18 protein-coding genes are annotated in these 19,001 nt (G+C 60.8%); 6 read left to right on the top strand and 12 right to left on the bottom strand.

Features of this window, described 5'->3' with window-relative positions:
* Nucleotides 1–44 precede the first annotated feature (44 nt).
* Entirely contained in the window at nucleotides 45–671 is a 627-nt protein-coding gene (gene pdxT / locus KBC96_02600; protein MBP6963276.1) for a pyridoxal 5'-phosphate synthase glutaminase subunit PdxT, read from the top strand.
* A gap of 104 nt (nucleotides 672–775) precedes the next feature.
* A complete protein-coding gene (locus tag KBC96_02595) occupies nucleotides 776–1,861 on the top strand; it encodes a WD40 repeat domain-containing protein (GenBank protein ID MBP6963275.1) in 1,086 nt (361 codons plus the stop codon).
* A gap of 190 nt (nucleotides 1,862–2,051) precedes the next feature.
* Here the strand turns inward: KBC96_02595 and KBC96_02590 are convergent, their stop codons facing one another.
* Nucleotides 2,052–2,315: a helix-turn-helix transcriptional regulator gene (locus tag KBC96_02590; GenBank protein MBP6963274.1), complete on the bottom strand. Its 264-nt coding sequence runs from the start codon at nucleotides 2,313–2,315 to the stop codon at nucleotides 2,052–2,054.
* 444 nt (nucleotides 2,316–2,759) lie between these two features.
* Between KBC96_02590 and KBC96_02585 the strand changes: the two genes are divergently transcribed.
* Nucleotides 2,760–3,008, top strand: coding sequence for a response regulator transcription factor (locus KBC96_02585; GenBank protein MBP6963273.1), 249 nt, complete (start codon nucleotides 2,760–2,762; stop codon nucleotides 3,006–3,008).
* Nucleotides 3,009–3,093: 85 nt separating this feature from the next.
* On the opposite strand, the gene galK is transcribed toward KBC96_02585, so the two are convergent.
* The 8 genes from galK to KBC96_02545 all read right to left on the bottom strand — a co-directional run bounded on the left by galK (nucleotide 3,094) and on the right by KBC96_02545 (nucleotide 12,597).
* Complete coding sequence (gene galK, locus KBC96_02580) at nucleotides 3,094–4,287, bottom strand: galactokinase (GenBank protein ID MBP6963272.1); 1,194 nt, start codon at nucleotides 4,285–4,287, stop codon at nucleotides 3,094–3,096.
* 167 nt (nucleotides 4,288–4,454) lie between these two features.
* Entirely contained in the window at nucleotides 4,455–5,429 is a 975-nt protein-coding gene (galT, locus tag KBC96_02575; protein ID MBP6963271.1) for a galactose-1-phosphate uridylyltransferase, read from the bottom strand.
* Nucleotides 5,430–5,607: 178 nt separating this feature from the next.
* The gene (locus tag KBC96_02570; protein MBP6963270.1) at nucleotides 5,608–6,597 is read right to left on the bottom strand and encodes an ROK family protein; all 990 of its coding nucleotides are present in this window, start codon (nucleotides 6,595–6,597) and stop codon (nucleotides 5,608–5,610) included.
* A 39-nt stretch (nucleotides 6,598–6,636) separates the two neighbouring features.
* The gene (locus KBC96_02565) at nucleotides 6,637–7,476 is read right to left on the bottom strand and encodes a sulfite exporter TauE/SafE family protein (GenBank protein ID MBP6963269.1); all 840 of its coding nucleotides are present in this window, start codon (nucleotides 7,474–7,476) and stop codon (nucleotides 6,637–6,639) included.
* Between the two features lie 57 nt (nucleotides 7,477–7,533).
* A complete protein-coding gene (gene rho, locus KBC96_02560) occupies nucleotides 7,534–8,628 on the bottom strand; it encodes a transcription termination factor Rho (GenBank protein MBP6963268.1) in 1,095 nt (364 codons plus the stop codon).
* Between the two features lie 9 nt (nucleotides 8,629–8,637).
* Nucleotides 8,638–9,486 (bottom strand): PIG-L family deacetylase, encoded by an 849-nt coding sequence (locus tag KBC96_02555; GenBank protein MBP6963267.1) that lies wholly within the window; start codon nucleotides 9,484–9,486, stop codon nucleotides 8,638–8,640.
* Nucleotides 9,487–9,587: 101 nt separating this feature from the next.
* The gene (locus KBC96_02550) at nucleotides 9,588–10,997 is read right to left on the bottom strand and encodes an ROK family protein (GenBank protein ID MBP6963266.1); all 1,410 of its coding nucleotides are present in this window, start codon (nucleotides 10,995–10,997) and stop codon (nucleotides 9,588–9,590) included.
* 184 nt (nucleotides 10,998–11,181) lie between these two features.
* On the bottom strand, nucleotides 11,182–12,597 hold the full coding sequence (locus KBC96_02545; GenBank protein ID MBP6963265.1) for an aspartate ammonia-lyase: 1,416 nt from the start codon (nucleotides 12,595–12,597) through the stop codon (nucleotides 11,182–11,184).
* Nucleotides 12,598–12,720: 123 nt separating this feature from the next.
* Between KBC96_02545 and KBC96_02540 the strand changes: the two genes are divergently transcribed.
* Nucleotides 12,721–13,425, top strand: a complete 705-nt coding sequence (locus tag KBC96_02540; protein ID MBP6963264.1) for a DUF1080 domain-containing protein — start codon at nucleotides 12,721–12,723, stop codon at nucleotides 13,423–13,425.
* A gap of 84 nt (nucleotides 13,426–13,509) precedes the next feature.
* Here the strand turns inward: KBC96_02540 and KBC96_02535 are convergent, their stop codons facing one another.
* From KBC96_02535 to KBC96_02525, 3 genes are all read right to left on the bottom strand, one after another.
* Nucleotides 13,510–14,811: a hypothetical protein gene (locus tag KBC96_02535; protein ID MBP6963263.1), complete on the bottom strand. Its 1,302-nt coding sequence runs from the start codon at nucleotides 14,809–14,811 to the stop codon at nucleotides 13,510–13,512.
* A gap of 331 nt (nucleotides 14,812–15,142) precedes the next feature.
* Nucleotides 15,143–15,823, bottom strand: a complete 681-nt coding sequence (locus KBC96_02530) for an SPOR domain-containing protein (GenBank protein MBP6963262.1) — start codon at nucleotides 15,821–15,823, stop codon at nucleotides 15,143–15,145.
* 187 nt (nucleotides 15,824–16,010) lie between these two features.
* Nucleotides 16,011–17,438, bottom strand: a complete 1,428-nt coding sequence (locus KBC96_02525; protein MBP6963261.1) for a family 10 glycosylhydrolase — start codon at nucleotides 17,436–17,438, stop codon at nucleotides 16,011–16,013.
* A gap of 376 nt (nucleotides 17,439–17,814) precedes the next feature.
* Between KBC96_02525 and KBC96_02520 the strand changes: the two genes are divergently transcribed.
* Together KBC96_02520 and KBC96_02515 are read left to right on the top strand one after the other, a co-directional pair.
* Nucleotides 17,815–17,991, top strand: a complete 177-nt coding sequence (locus KBC96_02520) for a hypothetical protein (protein ID MBP6963260.1) — start codon at nucleotides 17,815–17,817, stop codon at nucleotides 17,989–17,991.
* Nucleotides 17,992–18,093: 102 nt separating this feature from the next.
* Nucleotides 18,094–19,001: hypothetical protein (locus KBC96_02515; protein MBP6963259.1), on the top strand; the 908-nt coding region annotated here is incomplete at its 3' end.

Below are 19,001 nucleotides of genomic sequence, written 5' to 3'. Positions count from 1 at the left end.
GGGTTCCCTCTCATGCACGAACCCTGGAGTTGAATACTCGTACCATGCCTAGTGACCTTACCATAGGCGTCCTGGCGCTGCAGGGCGCTTTTCAGAAACACATCGAGGCACTTCAAAACTGCGGCGCAGAGGCCATCGCGGTTCGCACGGCTCAGGAGCTGGCACGGGTCAGCGGCCTGATCATCCCCGGCGGCGAGAGCACCACGGTCGGCAAGTTGATGGCCCGGTACGGCCTTGACGCCAAGATCACCGAGGCCGCACACCAGGGCATGCCGATCTACGGAACGTGCATGGGCCTGATCGTGATGGCGAGAGATATCGTTGGAAGCGATCAGCCTCGACTGGGGCTTATGGACGTGACCGTGCTGCGCAACGCGTTCGGCCGGCAGGTAGACAGCTTCGAGGCGGACTTGGATATCTCTGAGATCGGACCCCCACCGGTGCGCGCGGTCTTCATCCGAGCGCCCTACATAGTACATGCCGGCGCAGACGTCCGTGTGCTAGCTACGTGCGATGACAAGATTGTACTCGTCCGGCAGGGCAACCTGCTGGGCGGCGCGTTTCATCCGGAACTGACCGGAGACGCGAGACTGCACGGGTACTTCATCGGCATGGTGGAGGAATCGCTCGCTGTGCAGTCAATATCGAAGTCCAGCGACTGCAAGCAATGAGATTCCCGTTCCGACTGAACCCTGAAGGTGCACGTAAGCGCCGAACATCGGGACACCTCATCCGACGCGGTCGGCGGTGGCCGGGCGCTCTGGCGCTGGCCGTATTGCTGATCCTGTCGGCCTCGGCCGCGCTGTACGCGACCCGTAACGAGGCAATATCCATACTCTGGCGGCAAAAAGCAAACCGCCCGCAGTCTCTGACCATTGCCCCGGGAGGGCAGTTCTTCGGCGGCGTGGACGAGGACGGTCTGGTTCGCCTCTACGATGAGCACGGCGACCTGCTCTGGACCAAGAAGATAGACGGCGCGACCGACGTGCTCGTTGCGCGAAGCGGACAGAGCATGCTGGTGTACTCCCGACTGAACCCGATCCACCGAACCGTCCGCTTCTACCGGCGCGACGGGAGCATGGTGTGGTCTCATGAGGTACAGGGCAGCGTTTGGGCGGGAGCCGTCACCCCCGACGGCCAGTACGCGGCGGTTACCACCGGGGAGAGGTTCCTCTACCGATACACCCCTCATCCTAGCAGCCCGAAGTTTCGCCGCTGGAGACTGAAGGGCATCGGCCACTGCCTGGCGTTCACTCCGGACAGCAACCGCATAGTGGTCGGAACGTGGCAGGACTCTACTATAGCGTGCTATGATCTCGAAGGGTCGGCCAAATGGCTTCTCGAGCAGGAGACCAAGCAGCAGTACGAACTGCATCTTAGCACCGACGGCAGGCATATCCTCGGCGTCCGGCCCGGGACTCAGCACACACCGTCGGGCGAGATTTGCCTGTGGGATTCCGACGGACAGGGAATCTGGCAGAGGGATCTCTCCGGCTACGACATCGAGGCGCGGATCTCGCCGCAGAGCAGGTATGTGGCCGTCAGCTACGCGACGATATTGAAGCACAAGAACGCCGAGATAGTCGAGCGCAAGGTGGCGGTGTACGCGGCCGACGGCAGACTCTCCTGGGAGAAAGGTGGGCTGTTCTTCGGACCGAGGCTTGTGGCACTCTCCCCTACGGGTGACTCTGTGATCGTATCGGACGGCAACCGCTCGCTTTACAACATGGACAGAAGCGGACGCATCCTTTCCAAACGCAGCTTCAGGGCGAAAATCGAGATGACCGCGTCCTCCGATGACGGCCGCAGGATTCTTATATACTGCTCCGACGGCAGCTTCTACCTGCTCGGCGTTGGGTGAATCGAGCCGGCAGCCACTTGTCCCCGTATTCCCATGCGGGGCGACACAAAAAGAAATCTCCCCCTGGTTACGGTAGCTGGGGGAGATTTCATCTGCTAACGCGACACGGCAAAGCAATCATTCGCCATATCGGCTCATTGCGCCTCGCCGACCGCTATGCGGTCGGTCCGGCCCGCTTCGGGCGGTTCTTCTAGGCTGATCTAACCTCAACAGGCTCGAGCGGTACAAGGCCAAGGCTGGTTGCTCTGCGGAAGGCTTGCACTCTGTTGCTGACCTGCAACTTCTCGTAGATATTCGCGAGATGGAAGTCCACGGTTCGCTTGCTCACGTACAACTCCTCCGCGACCTCTCTACTTGACTTCCCCTCGATAACGAGGGACAGAACCTCCTGTTCCCGTCTTGTCAGGTGAATGGTTCTATCATCCCGTATCTGGGGCATAGTCATAGCAGTCATACCGTAACTCCTTTCTCGTGTCGCCGCTTCCGGGTAGTTTCTTCCATAGTTTTGCGGGGATGTGATAGAAAAAGAGCAAGCAACCGGGTTCTTGGGCGAAAAGGCGAGTGCAGAGCGAGTCTCAGGAGTAGTTGTCGCGTGATTATTTATAGCCACATGCCAGTAAATTTACCAGTTTTGCCCTCCTTCATTGACAGAATGGCGACATACTGGTAAAATTACCAGCGTGGATGAGTCCACGTACAACGTAGCATAACCCCCGTACCAGAAGTGCAGCAACCTTCAGGGCTATCAAGGGTCTCCGACACTGGCGGCACGGCACAGGAGTCGGAACTGCGATTGATCCGAGTCGGCGGCGTCCTCGGAGCATGCCCGTCCATCCTGAACGCTTCTGGTTGCCCGTTGGTTTCGTTCTTTTCGGGACCGCGGAAAGGAGTGCCGGGAATGGCCACCACGCTGCCCATTGTCGAGCTCGAGGAGTCGCGCGACGTCCTTACCGTCCGAGAGGTTCAGGTTCTCAGACTGATCCTGGAGGGCCGATCCAGCAAAGAGGTTGCAGAAAGCCTGTACCTCAGCAAGAGAACTGTTGACTTCCACCTTGCAAGGATCTACGAGAAGCTCAATGTCACCAACCGCGTTCAGGCCATCCGGCGCGCCGCCGAACTGGGATTGGTGAGCGGGGAACTCGCCTGAGTTCACTGCCAGGCTGCGACTACACCGGGCGATCTGGCAGGCACATCGAGCAGGCTGCTCAGCCGGCAACCTGCGGGATACCTTCCTAGGAAACCGACGGCTCGGTGTACGGGAGAATCTCGGCGCCGTTTTCCGGCGTACAGACATAGACGGCTGGTTCGATGCCGGTCCTAGACTTGTACTCTTCGGGGACCTTCTCCAGGAAGTCCTTGACCGAATCGTCCGCTACGATGCTTACGGTGCATCCGCCAAACCCCGCTCCCGTCATCCGCGAGCCGAATACCCCAGGCACTCTGCGAGCCGCATCCACCATCACGTCCAGCTCGCGGCAGCTTACTTCGTAGCTGTCGCGCAGCGACTCGTGCGATTGATCCATCAGTCTGCCGAAGATCACGACACTGCCCGCCCTGAGCGCTTCGACGCTCTTGAGGACGCGCTCATTCTCGCGGACGACGTGCTCGGCCCGACGCCTGACAGTCGGCGGAAGGCGGTGGCCATGTGACTTGAAGTCGCTGACCGTCACATCTCGCAGCGCCTTGATGTTCGGAAGATATGTGCGGAGTATCGAGACCGCTTCCTCGCACTGCGAGCGGCGCAGATTGTACTCAGAATCCACCAGCCCGCGCTTCTTCATCGTGTCGGCGACGATAACCTTCACTCCGGAGGCCATCGGAACCGACTCGTGGTCGAGGGTGCGGCAGTCCACGAACAGCGCGTGGTCCTTCTTTCCGAGGCACGAGACGAATTGGTCCATGATACCGCAGTTGACGCCCACGAACTCGTTCTCGGCGGCCTGACACAGAAGCGCGATCTCGGTGTCTTCCATCTCGAAACCGTTCAGCGCCTTGAACATCAACGCACTGGCGACCTCGAAGGCGGCCGACGAACTGAGGCCGGATCCGAGCGGCACGTTGCCCTCGACGACCATATTGACGCCGAGGATTCTCTTGCGCCTCTTCTGCAGCATGACCGCCACGCCTCGGGGGTAGTTGCTCCACTTGTTGACCGAGTCCCTGCGGATCGGACGATCGAGGTCGAACCCGGCAACTCTGTCGAAATTGACCGAATACAGAGAGACGTGCATGTCCGACGTCCGGGAGGCGGCGACCAGTACATCCCTGTCTATCGCTACGGGAAGGACGTAGCCGTCGTTGTAATCAGTGTGCTCGCCGATCAGGTTGACCCTTCCAGGGGCGCGGACGATCAACTCAGGCGACGAACCGTATACTTCCGTGAACTTCTCCACCAGTTCGGCGATTCTGCTCTCCAACTGAGGCATGGCGTACAATCATCTCCCGGATAGGCGTTTGGCGATTCGAAAGCAACAAACCTAGTTTACTGTTTGATGCAGAGAATGGGTTTTCCTCTTGACTGCTAGGCGCAGTTGCAAGATTTCTTGGGCAGGCGTGGAAATACACCGGGCTGGAGTGATGAGTTGGCGCCGGCCTATCGGGGCTCGCTGTTTCGCAGTTCGGCAGCCTTCTCTTCGGCGAGGGTATCGTTGATGAAGACCCCCGCGCCTGCTTCGGAACCGGCAAGATACTTGAGCTTGTCCTTCGTGCGGTACGGGGGATAGAACTCGATGTGGAAATGGTAATGGTCGTGGTCGCCCTGGGAGGAAGGCTTCTGGTGGAGTACCATCATGTAGGGCATACTGAACCCCCACAGGTTGTCGTACTTCCTCAGGATCGTCTTCAGAATCCGTGCCATATCCATCTTCTCGACATCCGAGAAATCAGGGAGGCACCGCCGATGCTCACGCGAGGCGATATGAACCTCGTATGGGTAGCGGGCGTAGAACGGGATGAACGCCGTGAAGCAGTCGTTCCGCACTACGATCCGGCGTCCGTCAGCTTCTTCCTCGCCAAGCACGTCGCACACGAGGCATCTGCCGGTCTCCTTCATGTGGGCGGCGGATGAGTCAATCTCGCGCTGGACGATCGGCGGGATGAACGGGTAGGCATAGATCTGCCCATGGGGATGGTTCAGCGTGACACCGATCTCCTTGCCCTTGTTCTCGAAGATGAACACGTAGTCTACGAAGTCGAGCGCTCCGAGTTCCTCATATCGGTCCGTCCACACATGAATGAGGTTGTTGATTTCCTCGACCGTATGATCGGTCAGGCTGCCGGAGTGCTTCGACGAGTAGAGAATGACCTCGCAGACGCCTTCCGCCGGTCGAACCCTGTAAAGGTCAGTCTCTTCCACATCGGGAACGGGAGCGCTGCGCCTCAGGGATGGGAACTTGTTCTCGAACGATACGATCTCATAGTCTTCGACCGGGACCTCGGTCGGGAAGCCGCCTTCCCTGGTGGGGCAGAGAGGGCAGTAGTCGTCAGGCGGGAAGAAAGTCCTCTCCTGGCGGTGCGTAGCGGTTATCACCCACTGCCTCAGCAGCGGATTCCAGCGCAGTTCGGACAAGGCGGGTTCCTTTCAAGAACGGTAGACCGGAGACCGACGACCTCAGGCGGAAGCGTTCAGCCCTTCGCTCCTGCACTTCGCGCATCGGGCCTGGCATCTTGCACTTTTCGCGGAGGCCGCTTCGCGAACCAGTAGTAGACCAGCTTGCGGCCGTCCTCCTTGACCGTGGTCTGCTTGATCATCGGTCCGCCTCGAGTTCCTCGAGAACGAGAGTAACTCCGCCGAGTATGCCCGCATCGTCTCCGCACTCCGACGGCACGACCTGGCAGACGTCCAGGGCCTCGGCGAGGGCATTCGCCCTGACCGTCCGCATGATCGGATCCCACAGGACGAACCCTGCCCGCGATATTCCTCCGCCGACCACGACCATCTCGGGATTCAGGAAGTTGATCGCGTTGGCGATTCCGATGCCGACGTAGAAGCCGGTCTCCTGCATTACCTCGAGGGCCACCTCATCACCCTCGAAAGCGGCCTCTCCGATCCCCTCGGGATCCAAGGCCGAGAGGTCGCCCTCGACCCTATCAACCAGCATCGTCTTTCGACCGAGCTGTATCTTGCGTCGGGCACGCTCCAGGATGCCCCCCAGACTAGCCTCGGACTCGAGATCGCCGTATAGCCCGCACCCGCAGAGCCGTCCGTTCGGGTTTACGATCTGGTGGCCGATCTCCCCCGCGCCCTCGTTCGCGCCCTTCCAGAGCTTGCCGTCCAGGACTATGCCGCCGCCGATACCAGTGCCGAGAGTCATCATCACCATGCTGTTGATGTCCCTGCCTGCGCCGAATCGGAACTCACCGAGCGCAGCGACATTCACGTCATTTCCCATGAACACGGGAAAGCCAAGCGCCTCAACGATCGGCTCCAGCAGTTGGAGGCCGCCCCAATCCTTGAAGTTGGGCGACCAGAGAACTACTCCCTCGCCCGACTTGTGGCGCCCGGGAACTCCCATCCCGGCTCCGCATACATCGTCGGGAGTGACACCGGCGTTCTCGATCGCTTCCCTGATGGCAGCGATGATCTGAGGAATGCTCTCGTCCGGGCCATCCATCGCTCTGGTCGGCCGATGTCCCTCACTGAGGATGCCGCCATCCCGATCCACCACGGAGGCCCGCGTGTTCGTGCCTCCGATATCAACTCCTATTATGTACGGTTTCTGTGGATTCAGTTCCAAGATCGTGCCTCGACCTATCGATTCCGGGCACAAGTATACTTATCCGGCTCTGCCGCTGTCAACCTTGCACTCCCGTCTCCGGCTCGTGGCCATCATGGCACCAAGAACTGCCATGAGAGCGCCGAAGATCGCTCTGAGAGCCTCGTTCGGGAGGATCTGAGCCAGGCGCGCACCGAACAGTCCGCCCGCAACACCACCAAACGCCAACCAGTACCACACGTCCGTGCGCACGTTGCCATGCCTGGAGTGGATCACCGTTCCGGAGATCGAAACCGGGATGATCACCGCGAGCGAGATTCCCTGCGCCATTTTCTGGCCCAGGCCCATCAGATACACTAGCGCCGGGACCATGATGATTCCGCCGCCTACTCCCATCAGCCCGCTCAGGATTCCGGTCAGCAAGCCCAGTCCGAGAACCGCAACTGCACCGATCCCATAAGCAGAAACCATCTGGCCGTTCACGGGCGCATTCCCTGAAGCGGATGAGACCACGTCCCAGATCATCCTGACGGCCACGAGTATCAGAAGCAGTCCGAAGTAGCGCCGCAGATGCTCTGCGTGGATTCTGCTGCACAGTCTGGCGCCGATCATCGCGCCGAAGACCCCGCCGATCGCGAGCTCGACGGCCACAAGCCAGTCGACCTGACCATTGCTGCCGTACGTGACCGCGCCGAGTATCACGATAAACATCATCACGGCGAGCGATGTGCCGTGCGCCTCATGCTGGCTCAGACCGATGAGGTAGACCATCGCAGGAACGAGGATGAACCCCCCGCCGACCCCCAGCAACCCGCTCAGTATGCCCGCACCGAGCCCGATGCCGACTATCGAGGCCGCCTTGAGCGTCCTTAGGATGCCGCCTCTCTGTCCGGGTGTCATGCAGCCGCCTTTCGTGCGAGAGGATGTCTCACGGGTATATTATAGGCGTTAGGCGCGTCAGGAGGCAAGGGAGGAGAGCAACTCCTCGTTGCTCGAGGAGTTCTCGATAAGCTTAAGAAGCGCCTTCACAGCCTCGACGGGAGGGAGATCATAGAGGATGCGTCGGAGCTTGTGGTGCCGTTCGAGGCGGTCTCCGAGGATCAGTTCCTCGTTTCGCGTGCCGGAGGGCTTGATGTCGATCGCCGGGAAGATGCGCGACTCAGCGATCTCCCTGCGCAGGACGATCTCGCAGTTGCCTGTTCCCTTGAAGTCCTCGTAGATGAAGTCGTCCATCCGCGAACTGGTCTCCACGAGCGCCGTCGCCACGATCGTGATCGATCCGGCCTCTTCGGACTGACGGGCGGCGCCGAAGATGCGTCTCGGCCACTCGAGCGCCCGGGAATCTACTCCGCCGGATAGCGTCCGTCCGCCGCCGGTCTGCATCAGATTCGAGGAGCGGCCCAGTCGTGTAAGCGAATCGAGCAGCAGCATGACATCCGATCCCGCTTCGGCCCACCGCTTGGCATAGTCGAGTGCCAGTTTGGCCAGCCTCACGTGGTTTCGCACGTCTTGATCGCTCGAACTGGCATAGACCTGCCCCTTGACCGCGCGGACCATCTCCGTGACCTCCTCGGGCCGCTCATCGAGGAGCAGGACGACGAGTTGCATCTCCGGATGGTTGGCTGATACGGCGGAGGCCAGCTGGGTGATGAGGCGCGTCTTCCCCGCCCGCGGAGGGGACACGATGAGCGCCCGCTGACCCTTGCCGATGGGGGCGATGAGATCAATAATCCGCATCGAGGGGTTGCCCGCTCCCGGTTCGAGGACTATCTGTTCGTGCGGGTGAATCGGCGTGAGGGAATCGAAGTCCCCCACCCGCTTCCATTCGTCCACCGGAAGGCCGTTTACGGTCTCGACGGACGTGAGCTGGACTCCCTTCGGAGTATGCTCACATATCCCCTCAACGACGGCGCCGTTGCGGAGACGATTGACGAGGCTGACCGACGGCAGGACGAACGCGTCGTCCCGCCCCGGCTTCATCTCAGTGGATAACGGGCGAAGTAACCCCGTCCGCCCGTCCGCCGTATCGAATACTCCTGTGCACCGCGCCAATCCCGACTCCTAGAGCGACTTGCCGATCCTCGCCATAACTTCCTCGGAAAACCTCTGGATGTGATCCCGGACGAATCCTCTGATATCCAGCGACGGGTCCTCTATGAGCGGCGTGAGGTTCATCGCGAAGTTGAGCTGATTCGTGTCGTCCACGCCGTGCGATGCGAAGTAAGTGGCGTGGGCACGGCGGCGACCGATCGTGGCCAGGTCGTATCTCTTACCGCCGCATATCTGAGAATCGAAAACGCCCAGCAGCGCGGCCGCCAGGTTCTCGTGACCGGCACAGTCGAGCCCGACCTTGTCCTCGTCTATCATCCAATCGAGATCGCGCCAGACCTCGCAGCCCAGAAGCGTCTGGGGGCGCACGTCGGCGGGAAGCTCTCTCAGCGCCTGTATCGTCTTGATCGCGACGGCGACGTGGGTGTCGTGCTTGTCGGCCAGGTTGTGCGTGTAGATCACTTCGGGCCGGGCGGCGATGACCAGCTTCTTGATGTCCTCGACGGCGGCGGTATTGACCGGGTCCTTGACCGACGCACTCGGATAGTCGAGCATGGCCTGAAACCCGTACTCGCCGACATACGCGGCTTTTTTCTGCTCGGCCCGGCGGACTTTCTGCATCATGTCGTCCGTGTAGTCGGCGTATAGATCGTCCCTCGGGCTGCCCGAGCCATTGGTGACGATGACTCCGCCGAACCACTTGTCCTCGAAGCCGAAGCAGCTCAGGACGCCGTGGTACGCCATGATCTCGATGTCGTCCTGGTGGGTAGCAAGGGCCATGTGGGTAGTGCGGCTCAGGGCCTCGGCCTCCGCCTTGCCGTCCGGGACAAACAACTCGGCGGTGTCTATGCTGAACTTCATATCGTCCCTCCCGATAGCGCGTATTTTGTGTTGCGTGAATCCAGGCAAACCATCAGCGACTCCATCCGATGGGCCGATGTTTCGCCCCTACCGATCACTCGTCATTTGAGTTCCGGCAGGCTCGCCGCGGCGACCGCCTGGCCGACTCTGCGCGACTTCTCGTCGGGCAGGTTGATCTTCAGCCTCGTCGCCAGTTCAGGAAACTCCGCGTCGAGGACTTCCTGCGCCCGCTTGATGATGATCTCACCACCGTCACCGGACGTCACGCGTCCGAGGATCAGAACCTGGCTGACGTCGTAGAAGTCCGCATAGTGCGCAACGGCATAGCCGACGTAGACGCCGATGGTGTTCCAGATGTCGATCGCCCGCTGATCGCCGGCATGCATGAGATCCTGCACCGACTTCAGGCGATCGGCCAGGTCCGCATCCTCATCGAGTTCTATGCCGACGCTGGGCGCAAGGCGGAAGACAGCCTGTTGGGACATGAACTGCACGCCGCAGCCGTCGTCGCCCGACCACTCGTCCTTCGGCGCATCCACCCGATAGTCCATCGGGCAGAAGGCCAACTCGTTAAGCCAGCCGGTGATGTTGCCGTTGCGATCGACGTATCCGGCGGCCTCGGAAGAGCCCATAGCCACGCCGAGGATCGCGTTCTCGCCGAGCGACATCGCGCCGGCCAGAGCTGTCACGTCGCCGTCATTGACGACCACAAGCGGCACGCCCCACTCCTTGCCGAGTTCGACAAACATCTCCCGAATCTTGCCATAGCGCTCCTTCGGAATGCCTCGGAAGAGCGAGGCGACCATCGGGCGGTTGTTCAGGATGACACCGGCGGAGCTTCCCCCGATCGCGTCCACGCGGGGCATCTTCGAGGCGGCGGTCTTCAGAGCGGCGTTGACCTCGGCATAGTGGTAGGCCGGGTCGGTGTTGTCGCGAGGATTCCAGTTGACTTCCTCGGTGTACACCGGCTCGCCGTCAATGACGGCCGACACCTTCCGGTCGCTTGCGCCGAGATCGAACCCGATGCGGCATCCCTCCAGGTGGCGTCCGATGCTCGCCCCGACCTCGTGGGCCTCGGCAACCCTGTCGGCATCGGTAATGACCACGGTGAAGTCCCTCTCGCTGACCGACTGGCCGTGGAAGTTGTAGTCGAACGCGCGGGCGCCGCCCGGTGAGTAGACCTGCTTTATGTGCTCGCCGATCTCCTTCGGACCGCCGATGGAGACCTTCCAGCCGCCCTTCATCCAGAGAAGGAACTTCACCAGTCTCTCCACGTACGGGTAGTTCATCCCGACGTCAGGGTGACCTGCGGGCAGGACGGCGGTCTCGAAGCGGGAGGTCGTCCCATCCGCGCGCTCGAGCCCGATCACGAGCGGAACGGGGTTTCCCGACTCTGAGACCAGCTTCCGGAATGACTTGTTTGCGAGGACTGCGGGCCGAAAACCCTCGTCCAGCGCGGGAATGATTCGGGGTTTGGCGAGGTCGGCGAGTTTGCCGAGGTCTGTGCTCATCTATCATCTCCTACGCGTTATTCGCGCCCTGCAGGAGACCTGCAAGGCGCAGAGACAGCATGTAAACGTATGCATGAGCATGATACCCCGCCCGCCCGGTGTTGTCAAGCCTGAGAAGGTACGGGCGATCTTCGCGGGTGACTGCGAGATGCGCCTCTCTCTGCCACCCGGCGAACCGTCTCACCTATGTCTCATCGACCAGACTACGGCCCGCGATTCCCGGGTGGGTCATCTCGGTCGGGGAGAGAATGGCGTCCAGTTGCTCACTGCTGAAGAGCCTCTTCTCGAAGGCAAGCTCGCGGATTGTCTTGCCGGTGAGGAGCGCCTCTCGGGAGAGCTCCGACGCCGCCTCGTAGCCGATGTAGGGCGAGAGCGCCGTCACAAGGGTAAAACTATTCTCCAGCAACTCGGAGCACCGGGCTTCATCGGCCTCGATACCCCTGATGCACTTATCGGCGAGGAGACGTGCCGCCGCCGTGAGCATGTCGAACGACTGGAAGAGGTTGTGCGCCAGCGCCGGGATGAACGCGTTCAACTCGAGTTGGCCGTTCATCGCGCAGAGAGTGATCGCCTGGTCGTTCGCCATCACCTGGAACGCGACCTGACTGACCGCCTCCGTAACGACCGGGTTCACCTTCCCGGGCATGATCGAAGAACCCGCCTGAAGCTCCGGGAGCCTGATCTCGCCCAACCCCGCACGCGGGCCGGAGGATAGGATGCGGATGTCCGAAGCGATCTTCGCGAGGTCTGTCGCCGCCGCCTTGAGCATCCCCGAGACCTCGACGAAAACGTCGTAGTTCTGCGTGGCGTCGATCATGTTCTCGGCGCGCGCAAGCCCGATGCCGGTCAGGTCGCGAAGGATATCGGCTACCTGAAACACGTACTCCCGCTCGGCGTTCAGACCCGTTCCGACCGCCGTGCCGCCGAGGTTGACCTGCCTGAGCCGCTCCTCGACCTTGTAGAGCCTCCACCAATCGCGCTGGACCGACTGCGCCCAGGCGGAGAACGCCTGGCCGAGGGTGATCGGCACAGCGTCCTGCATCTCGGTGCGCCCGACTTTGAGAATGCCGGCGAACTCCCGCTCCTTCTCCTGGAGCGCGTCCTGCAGGTCGGCCATCGCCTGACTCGCGCCCTGCAGGAGCCGGATCGCGGTCAACTTCACGGCGGTCGGAACGACGTCGTTCGTGGACTGCGAGAGGTTGACGTGATCAAGCGGATGGACGAGATCGTAGTCGCCCTTTGTGCCACCGAGCATCTCAATCGCACGGTTGGCGATCACTTCATTGGCGTTCATGTTCATCGAGGTGCCCGCGCCGCCCTGGAAGGCGTCGGTGATAAACTGATCATGCAGCTTACCCGCCGCGATCTCGTCGCAGGCGGCTGTGATCGCGTTCCCGATACGCTCGTCCAGGTAGCCGGTGCGCATGTTGGCGGTGGCGCATGCCTTCTTCACCAGCGCGAGCGAGCGGATCAGCTCCCGATGGACGCCGACGCCCGAGATCTGGAAGTTCTCAGCGGCTCGGAGCGCATGGATGCCGTAGTAGGCATCAGCGGGCACTTCCATGTCGCCGAGCAGATCGTGTTCAGCACGTGTACTCATGCGCGCATTATATCACAATCGCCGGGCGAGCCGGACACGGAGGAGTACAGACGAAGACGGAGAAAACAACATTGGCTGACGGTCAATCTGACACAGCTCAACTACTGTCTCGGAGGCGTTACCATGAAGTCACAATACCGCATCCGCCTGATTCCCGTTCTTGCGGCCGGAATGACGCTGGCATCAATAGCCGCACTGTCGGGCGGCAAGACGCTCTTCGTTGCCGACGAACCGACTCCATCAGACGCAGTTGTCCTCTTCGACGGCAAGGACCTCTCAAAATGGGTCTACGTGAGCTCGGGCAAGCCCGCAACATGGAGAGTCGAGGCGGTTTCCATGGAGGTTCGGGGCGGGAACATTCGGACCAAACAGGAGTTCGCAGACTGCCAGCTCCACGTCGAGTTCTGGCTGCCCCTCATTCCCGACGCCAAGGGACAGGCTCGCGCGAACAGCGGCGTCTACCTGCAGGGCAAGTACGAGATCCAGGTGCTCGACTCCTATGGGCTGGACAGTCAGAGCAACGACTGCGGCGCGATATACGGCGTCGCCGAGCCCATGGTGAACGCCTGCAGGCCTCCGAAGCGTTGGCAGAGCTATGACATCGTCTTCCGCGCCGCGCGGTTCAACGATAGGAACGAGATCAGCTCGAAGCCGCGGATGACGGTATTCCACAACGGCGTGCTGATCCATGACAACGTAGAAATACCCGGAACGACGACGGCAGCCATGTCCGAGGGCGATGAGGTCTTAGGGCCGGTGATGCTTCAGGACCACGGTAACACGGTGAGATATCGCAACATATGGATACGACCGCTCCCGAGGCGGTGAAGGCTACACAGACTGAACTGATAACCGGGCGCGCAAGGCTGCGCGCCCGGTTATCATCTGCACTCCAGGAATCGGTTTGCCAGATCACTGAGCCGCGAGGATCAACGCGGTGTGAGGCTTGACGGTCACGGACTTGGTGAGCGCAGTTCCCTTCGGCGTGCGGTACGCTCTGTCGAGCGGATAAGTGATTGCTTCCGAGTGCTCATAGTTGAGAAGCACCAGTCCCTGGGTGTACTTCCGGCTCCAGAAGTACTTGCCGGACATCTTCTCCGGCAGGGCTGAGGGGTCGCCGATCGCGAAATCCCACAGCGGCTCCCAGAATACCTCCTGGTTCTTGTAGTGCGCGTAGGACCGCTTTGCGCGAAGCGACGGTGACTGAGGAAGGCCGACATAGTACATAGCCAGCGCCACCTCAAGCTTTTTGTCATATTCCGTGTCCGAGCTTCGCAAGGCGTAGTCACAGACCCACGCGTCCAGCGGATCATCCAGAAAGCTGTTGATTCGCATTTCCACCGCACTCTGGCTGGCCCACTCACCGTCGGAGTTCAGCGCCCAGTTCTCATACACCGTGCCGTCAATGATACCGCGCAGCCACTGGGCTTCCGGCGATATGTCGTAAGTCTCGCCGCCGCAGTTGCAGATCACCTCATAACCTCTGCTGCGCAGCCCCTTCACGACGTGATCCATGAGCGGTTGCGCGGCCTTCTCGAACCACTGACGTTCATCAGGATAGGCTTCCGGGGCAGGAATCCCCACTCCCGTAACCCACTTGGTGTACATCCCCTGGTTTACGAGATGGTAGTCGAACAGGACACCGTCATAGCCTTTTCCCTCCATCCTCGCAAGGACATTGGCCAGGACCATCTCCTTGAAGCCCGGCTTCCCTGCATCCAGAAACCGCAGTTGGTCGTTCTCCTTGATAACATTGCCGTCGCCATCTCGAAGCCACCAGTCGTTCTTCACAATCTCGTCATACAGCATCGGGGTCTGCAGGTGACTGCCGGTTACTCCCGCGCAGTCCGGATCCAGCATGTTCTTACCGCATAGAACATAGGTCTGATAGATCTTGGCGTTCGGGTTCATCCTGCGCAGGGTGTCCGGGGTCAATCCCGAACGGCGCGCGTAGAACTCCGTCATGCAGATACGGTCACGCGCCGCCAGCAACCGCACCTGTTCGCCATAGTCCGCACGCTCGGGCCGAGGCGGCGTCCAGTTGTTGTAGTTGTTCAGATTGACCGATCGGACGTCGAGTGCGGGGCCGGATGCCGGCAGCTCGGAGAGCGAACTAGTAGAGCCGCCTCCACCGCATCCGCACAGCAGACCGGATAGAATCAGAAGAAGAGCGCCCACCTTGATCACCGAAGCTGAGCGAGGAAATGCCTTCATGGATAACCACCTCCAAGAGCCGGGCAGATACCCAGTGTCTCGGACGCACCCTGAATGGATGCCGTCGGAGGTAGGTACTGCCCAAGTAGTTATTCCAGAGGAGTGCTACGTCGGGTCTCAGCAATACTGCGAGGATTCGAGGGCCGTTTGCGGGAGATCATCGAATTCCCATTTCGCCGGTCATTGTTACGCTGAGCTGTGAATCTCGCATGAGGACACGGGGCACGGAGGGATCGTATCGCGCGCGGCAAGAGCCACTCTCACCGTATCATCTCCGGCATCGTTCGAGGGTGGTCACGCTACGGGCATACGCAGATAATCCGAGACGGCGTCATCGCAACTCGACCACCGCCGGCTCGTAACCCGTCGCCCCTAGATCCTTCGCCAGTTCCTGGGCATCTTCGATTGTCTTGTACTCGCCCACCTGGACTCGATAGAGGGTGCGGTCGCCCACCTGCGCCTGGATCACCGATGCCCGGCGATACCCGCCGTCTCTGAGCTTCGCCGCAAGGGTGTCGGCGTTCGGCCTGCTCGCGTAGGATCCGACCTGCACTCGGTAGACGCTGCCGCTCTTCTCCGTGGCGCTCCTCTTCACCTCCAGGCTCGGGCCGGAAGACGCCGCGGGCTTGTCCGTCGGTTGAACGGGGGCATCGGCGGGCCCACTATCCTTCCCAAGTGAGATCGTGAGCTTGTCACCCTCCTGCCTGACATCGGCCTGATCCTCACCCGTTGGCGCGGTCTCATCGCTGACGGCCTCGTCAGGCGAGCGCTCCTTGACGTCGACCTTCAGATCAGGCTGCGCGGACCTGCCGGAGTCTTCCCCGGCCGAGCGCCATGGGGCAGGCGGCGTGTAAGACGGAAGCCGGACGGACGGTCCTGCGCCCTGAGACGGCTTGAGCCGCGGCCCTACGCAGAAGACCCCCACGCTGAAAAACACGCCAGCCAGCAGCAGGAATCCCAGCACACCAAGCACCCTGGTACGCGTATCTATAGACTTATCCTTCGGCCGCATCGGACGGTCTGCCGGATGCATGACTCGTTACCCCTCTTCGACGAGCGTGGTTGGAGCAGTGCGCCAACGGTGCGCCGCCATCACTGTATACGCGATCGCAGTCCGATTAGTTGCGCGGTCTACACGCAAAGAGGGAGGCTTGACCGCCTCCCCCTTGCATAGAATACGAAGCCCCCGCTTCGAGGACTCAACTGGCGAGTTTGCGCAGTTCCGCCTGAGCTTCCTTGTGATCCGGCTTGATCTCGAGGGTCTGACGGAACTTCTCGGCGGCCTCCGTCTTCATGCCCTTTCGGAGGTAGCACCTGCCGAGCCGATAGTATGCGTCCGTGAAGTTCATGTCCTTCTCGATGGCCCTCGTGAGCAGGATGATCGCGGTATCGAAATCGTTGCTGCCGGCGTAGGTGATCGCCTTCTCATACAGCGCCTTCGGATCGGTATCCGTGATCGGCCCGCCGCTCTTGCGAGGAGCCTTCCACGGCATCGGAGCGACGGGCACCCACTCCCGGTACACGCCGTCGCGCAGGGCGTTTACCAACGGCGATCGGTTTCGCCCGTTGAAGGAAAACCCGACGACTCCGTCCGTGCCCTGGTCGCGGCTGATCTTTACCTGCTCCGCATACAACTCGGGTGTGCGGACGCTGATCCCGTTGTATGCATGCCGGTCGTGGCTCCACTTGACCATGGCGCCCGTCCAGTCCTTGAAAAGCTGAGCTTCCGACTCGCTGGTCTTGTAGTTCATGGGAATAACGGCATCTATGATCCCCTCGCGGGTCCACCTCTCCCACTCTTGAAGCAGCATATTGTAGGGATGGCTGTCCTTGAACTGCTCGGTCAGCGCCTGACTGCATACGACAGAGCCCGTCACCTTGACCCACGGCTTGACAGCCTTGACGCCCTCGTACACCTGGCGGACAAGATCGGTGACCCTGTCACGACGCCATTGGCACCACTGCGGGTCGTTGTAGAAAGGAGTCTCCTTCGCCCCGGTCTCCTTCTTGTAGCGCTCGACCGCGAGATTCGAGTAGCCGAACCAGGGATCCCAGTAGCGCACGTAGTCGAAGTGCACGCCGTCCACGTCATAGTTCTTCAATACGTCCATGAATATCTTGTAGGTATACTCCTGAACCTCTTTGATGCCGGGATCGAGCCCGTAGCTTCCGCTCTTGTCGAGTCGTCCCTCGTTCGTCTTGTTGATCCACTCAGGGTGTCTGTTGAAAACGTGATTCGGCGATTTGGGCGGTCGCGTTCCCTGCCATACCTTGTATGTATTCAGCCAGGCGTGCACTTCGAGGCCCGATGCGTGCGCTCTCTTGATAATGTACGCGAGCGGGTCGAAGTTCGGGTCGGGGATATTCTCGCCGCGAGGCTCGTAGGCTGATTTGTAGTGGGCATCGCCCGCCTTGCGGACCTGAACAAGCAAGAAGTTCAGGTTCGCCTTCCTGGCCAGTTCGACTGTCTCGTCAACCTGCGCCGGGGTTAGCAGACTGGAATCCCAGGCGGTAACCCACATTCCGCGAACCTCGGCCTTTGGCGCTGCGGGCGCTTCGGCGCAGAACCCCAACGTGCCAGCACACAGCATACCTGCCAGCACCAATAGAATGACACGATTTGACACGATTACCTCCATGTTGCCGGCCGCGATTGAGTCAGCGATCCGGATGCGCAACACCCTGTCAGAGTTTGACCGGTTCGGGACCGATTCCTCCCCAGACGCCGGATAGAAACTTCTGCAGCAGGGGAGGCCGCCGGCTCGCGCTACACTGGCAGGCGATAGCGCGAAGCCGTGGGTTGCGGCTTCCCCCAACGGTATTTGACGTCTCCCAGAGGCTGTTTGTACTCAGAGAAAGAGTCTCCAGCACTTATTTTCGGTTTACGAGGAGCCGAGAATGGTGTATAATGTCAATGTTGCTTCGTCGGCAGATTGCCGACCGAGCACAGCGTCAATGCATACCCACCTCGGGAAGCACGGCGCACGGGCAGGTACTATCACAATGCAGGCACGTATAGTCAGATCGGTCATCTCGACCCTCTTGCTGGGCGTTATCCTGGTCGTATCGGGCAGCGTATCGAACGGTTCAATAGCCGCCAAGAGGACCTATAAGCCTCGCCAGTTCACCATATTCTTCACGGGTGACGACTGGGCAGGCTACAAGGGAAGCTGTGGGTGACACGACACAGAGGACCTCGGTGGGGTCCATAAAAGAGCTACCTTCCTGAGACAGGCCACGCAGGCCGCTCCCAATCGGCTGCTTCTCGACCTCGGCGATTTCGTGCCGGGTCTCGGGAAACCGGCGGAGATCAAGCTCGCCCTCTACGTGAAGGCTCTGACGCGGATGGCCTATGACGCGGTGGGAGTAGGCGAACTCGACGCGCGCCTGGTCAAAGATGCGGGCAAGAGCGCATTCGACGAAGTACGCATCCCTCAGATTTGCGCAAACGTCGTCCTGGCCGATACGAAGAAGCCTCTACTCAAGAAACCCTACATCATCAAGAAACTGCCGAGCGGACTGAGGGTGGCCGTTATCGGCATCGTCGGCACGACGACGCTCCACCCCACGGTCGCCGCGCAGTTGGGCGTCGAAGTACTCTCGCCCGAGGAGACGATACGCAAGACCGTGGACTCCCTGAGCGGGAAGGCCGATCTATTCGTCCTGCTGGCTCACTCCGGTTACCAGGACGCGAAGCGCCTGGCGGGTTCCGTCAAGGGCATTGATATCATCCTCAGCAGCCATCCTTCGCCCGTGAACACCGACTTCGAGCGGGTCGGCGACGTGATACTCATGCACTGCAAGGGCAGCAGCAAGTACGTCGGCAAACTCGTGCTCGACATTGACGCCGAGGGTAAGATCAGCAACGCCGCCGGCACGCAGGAACTTCTCGATGCCAAGATGGAGAAGGACCCCGAGATGCAGAAACTCATCGACGAGACCGAGGCGGCCCTGAGGGAGTTCTACCAGAGTTCGACTGCCACTGCGCCCGTGGTGCAGTCGCAGAACAACGAGCCGCTGACGTATGTCGGAATGCAGCGGTGCATCGGCTGTCACTTCTCGATCCAGCAGTCCTGGAAGAAGACCAACCACGCTCAGGCCCTCGACAACCTGACGAAACGGGACCCTGACGGCAAGACCAAGCCGGACTGCGTGTCGTGCCACACCACCGGCTACGGCATGGCGGGCGG

The sequence above is a fragment of the Armatimonadota bacterium genome (assembly GCA_017993055.1).
Classification (GTDB): Bacteria; Armatimonadota; UBA5829; order DTJY01; family DTJY01; genus JAGONM01.
The sequence above is the reverse complement of the archived record's forward strand: the minus strand, read 5'-3'. Positions and strand labels throughout refer to the sequence as shown.

Bases quoted from the DNA above. Each gene is read 5' to 3' on its own strand.
- KBC96_02520 (MBP6963260.1), top strand. From the start codon at position 17,815: ATGCAGGCACGTATAGTCAGATCGGTCATCTCGACCCTCTTGCTGGGC.
- KBC96_02565 (MBP6963269.1), bottom strand. From the start codon at position 7,476: ATGACACCCGGACAGAGAGGCGGCATCCTAAGGACGCTCAAGGCGGCC.
- KBC96_02590 (MBP6963274.1), bottom strand. From the start codon at position 2,315: ATGACTGCTATGACTATGCCCCAGATACGGGATGATAGAACCATTCAC.
- KBC96_02585 (MBP6963273.1), top strand. From the start codon at position 2,760: ATGGCCACCACGCTGCCCATTGTCGAGCTCGAGGAGTCGCGCGACGTC.
- pdxT (MBP6963276.1), top strand. From the start codon at position 45: ATGCCTAGTGACCTTACCATAGGCGTCCTGGCGCTGCAGGGCGCTTTT.
- KBC96_02540 (MBP6963264.1), top strand. From the start codon at position 12,721: ATGAAGTCACAATACCGCATCCGCCTGATTCCCGTTCTTGCGGCCGGA.
- galK (MBP6963272.1), bottom strand. From the start codon at position 4,287: ATGCCTCAGTTGGAGAGCAGAATCGCCGAACTGGTGGAGAAGTTCACG.
- KBC96_02535 (MBP6963263.1), bottom strand. From the start codon at position 14,811: ATGAAGGCATTTCCTCGCTCAGCTTCGGTGATCAAGGTGGGCGCTCTT.
- KBC96_02530 (MBP6963262.1), bottom strand. From the start codon at position 15,823: ATGCGGCCGAAGGATAAGTCTATAGATACGCGTACCAGGGTGCTTGGT.
- KBC96_02545 (MBP6963265.1), bottom strand. From the start codon at position 12,597: ATGAGTACACGTGCTGAACACGATCTGCTCGGCGACATGGAAGTGCCC.
- KBC96_02550 (MBP6963266.1), bottom strand. From the start codon at position 10,997: ATGAGCACAGACCTCGGCAAACTCGCCGACCTCGCCAAACCCCGAATC.
- KBC96_02555 (MBP6963267.1), bottom strand. From the start codon at position 9,486: ATGAAGTTCAGCATAGACACCGCCGAGTTGTTTGTCCCGGACGGCAAG.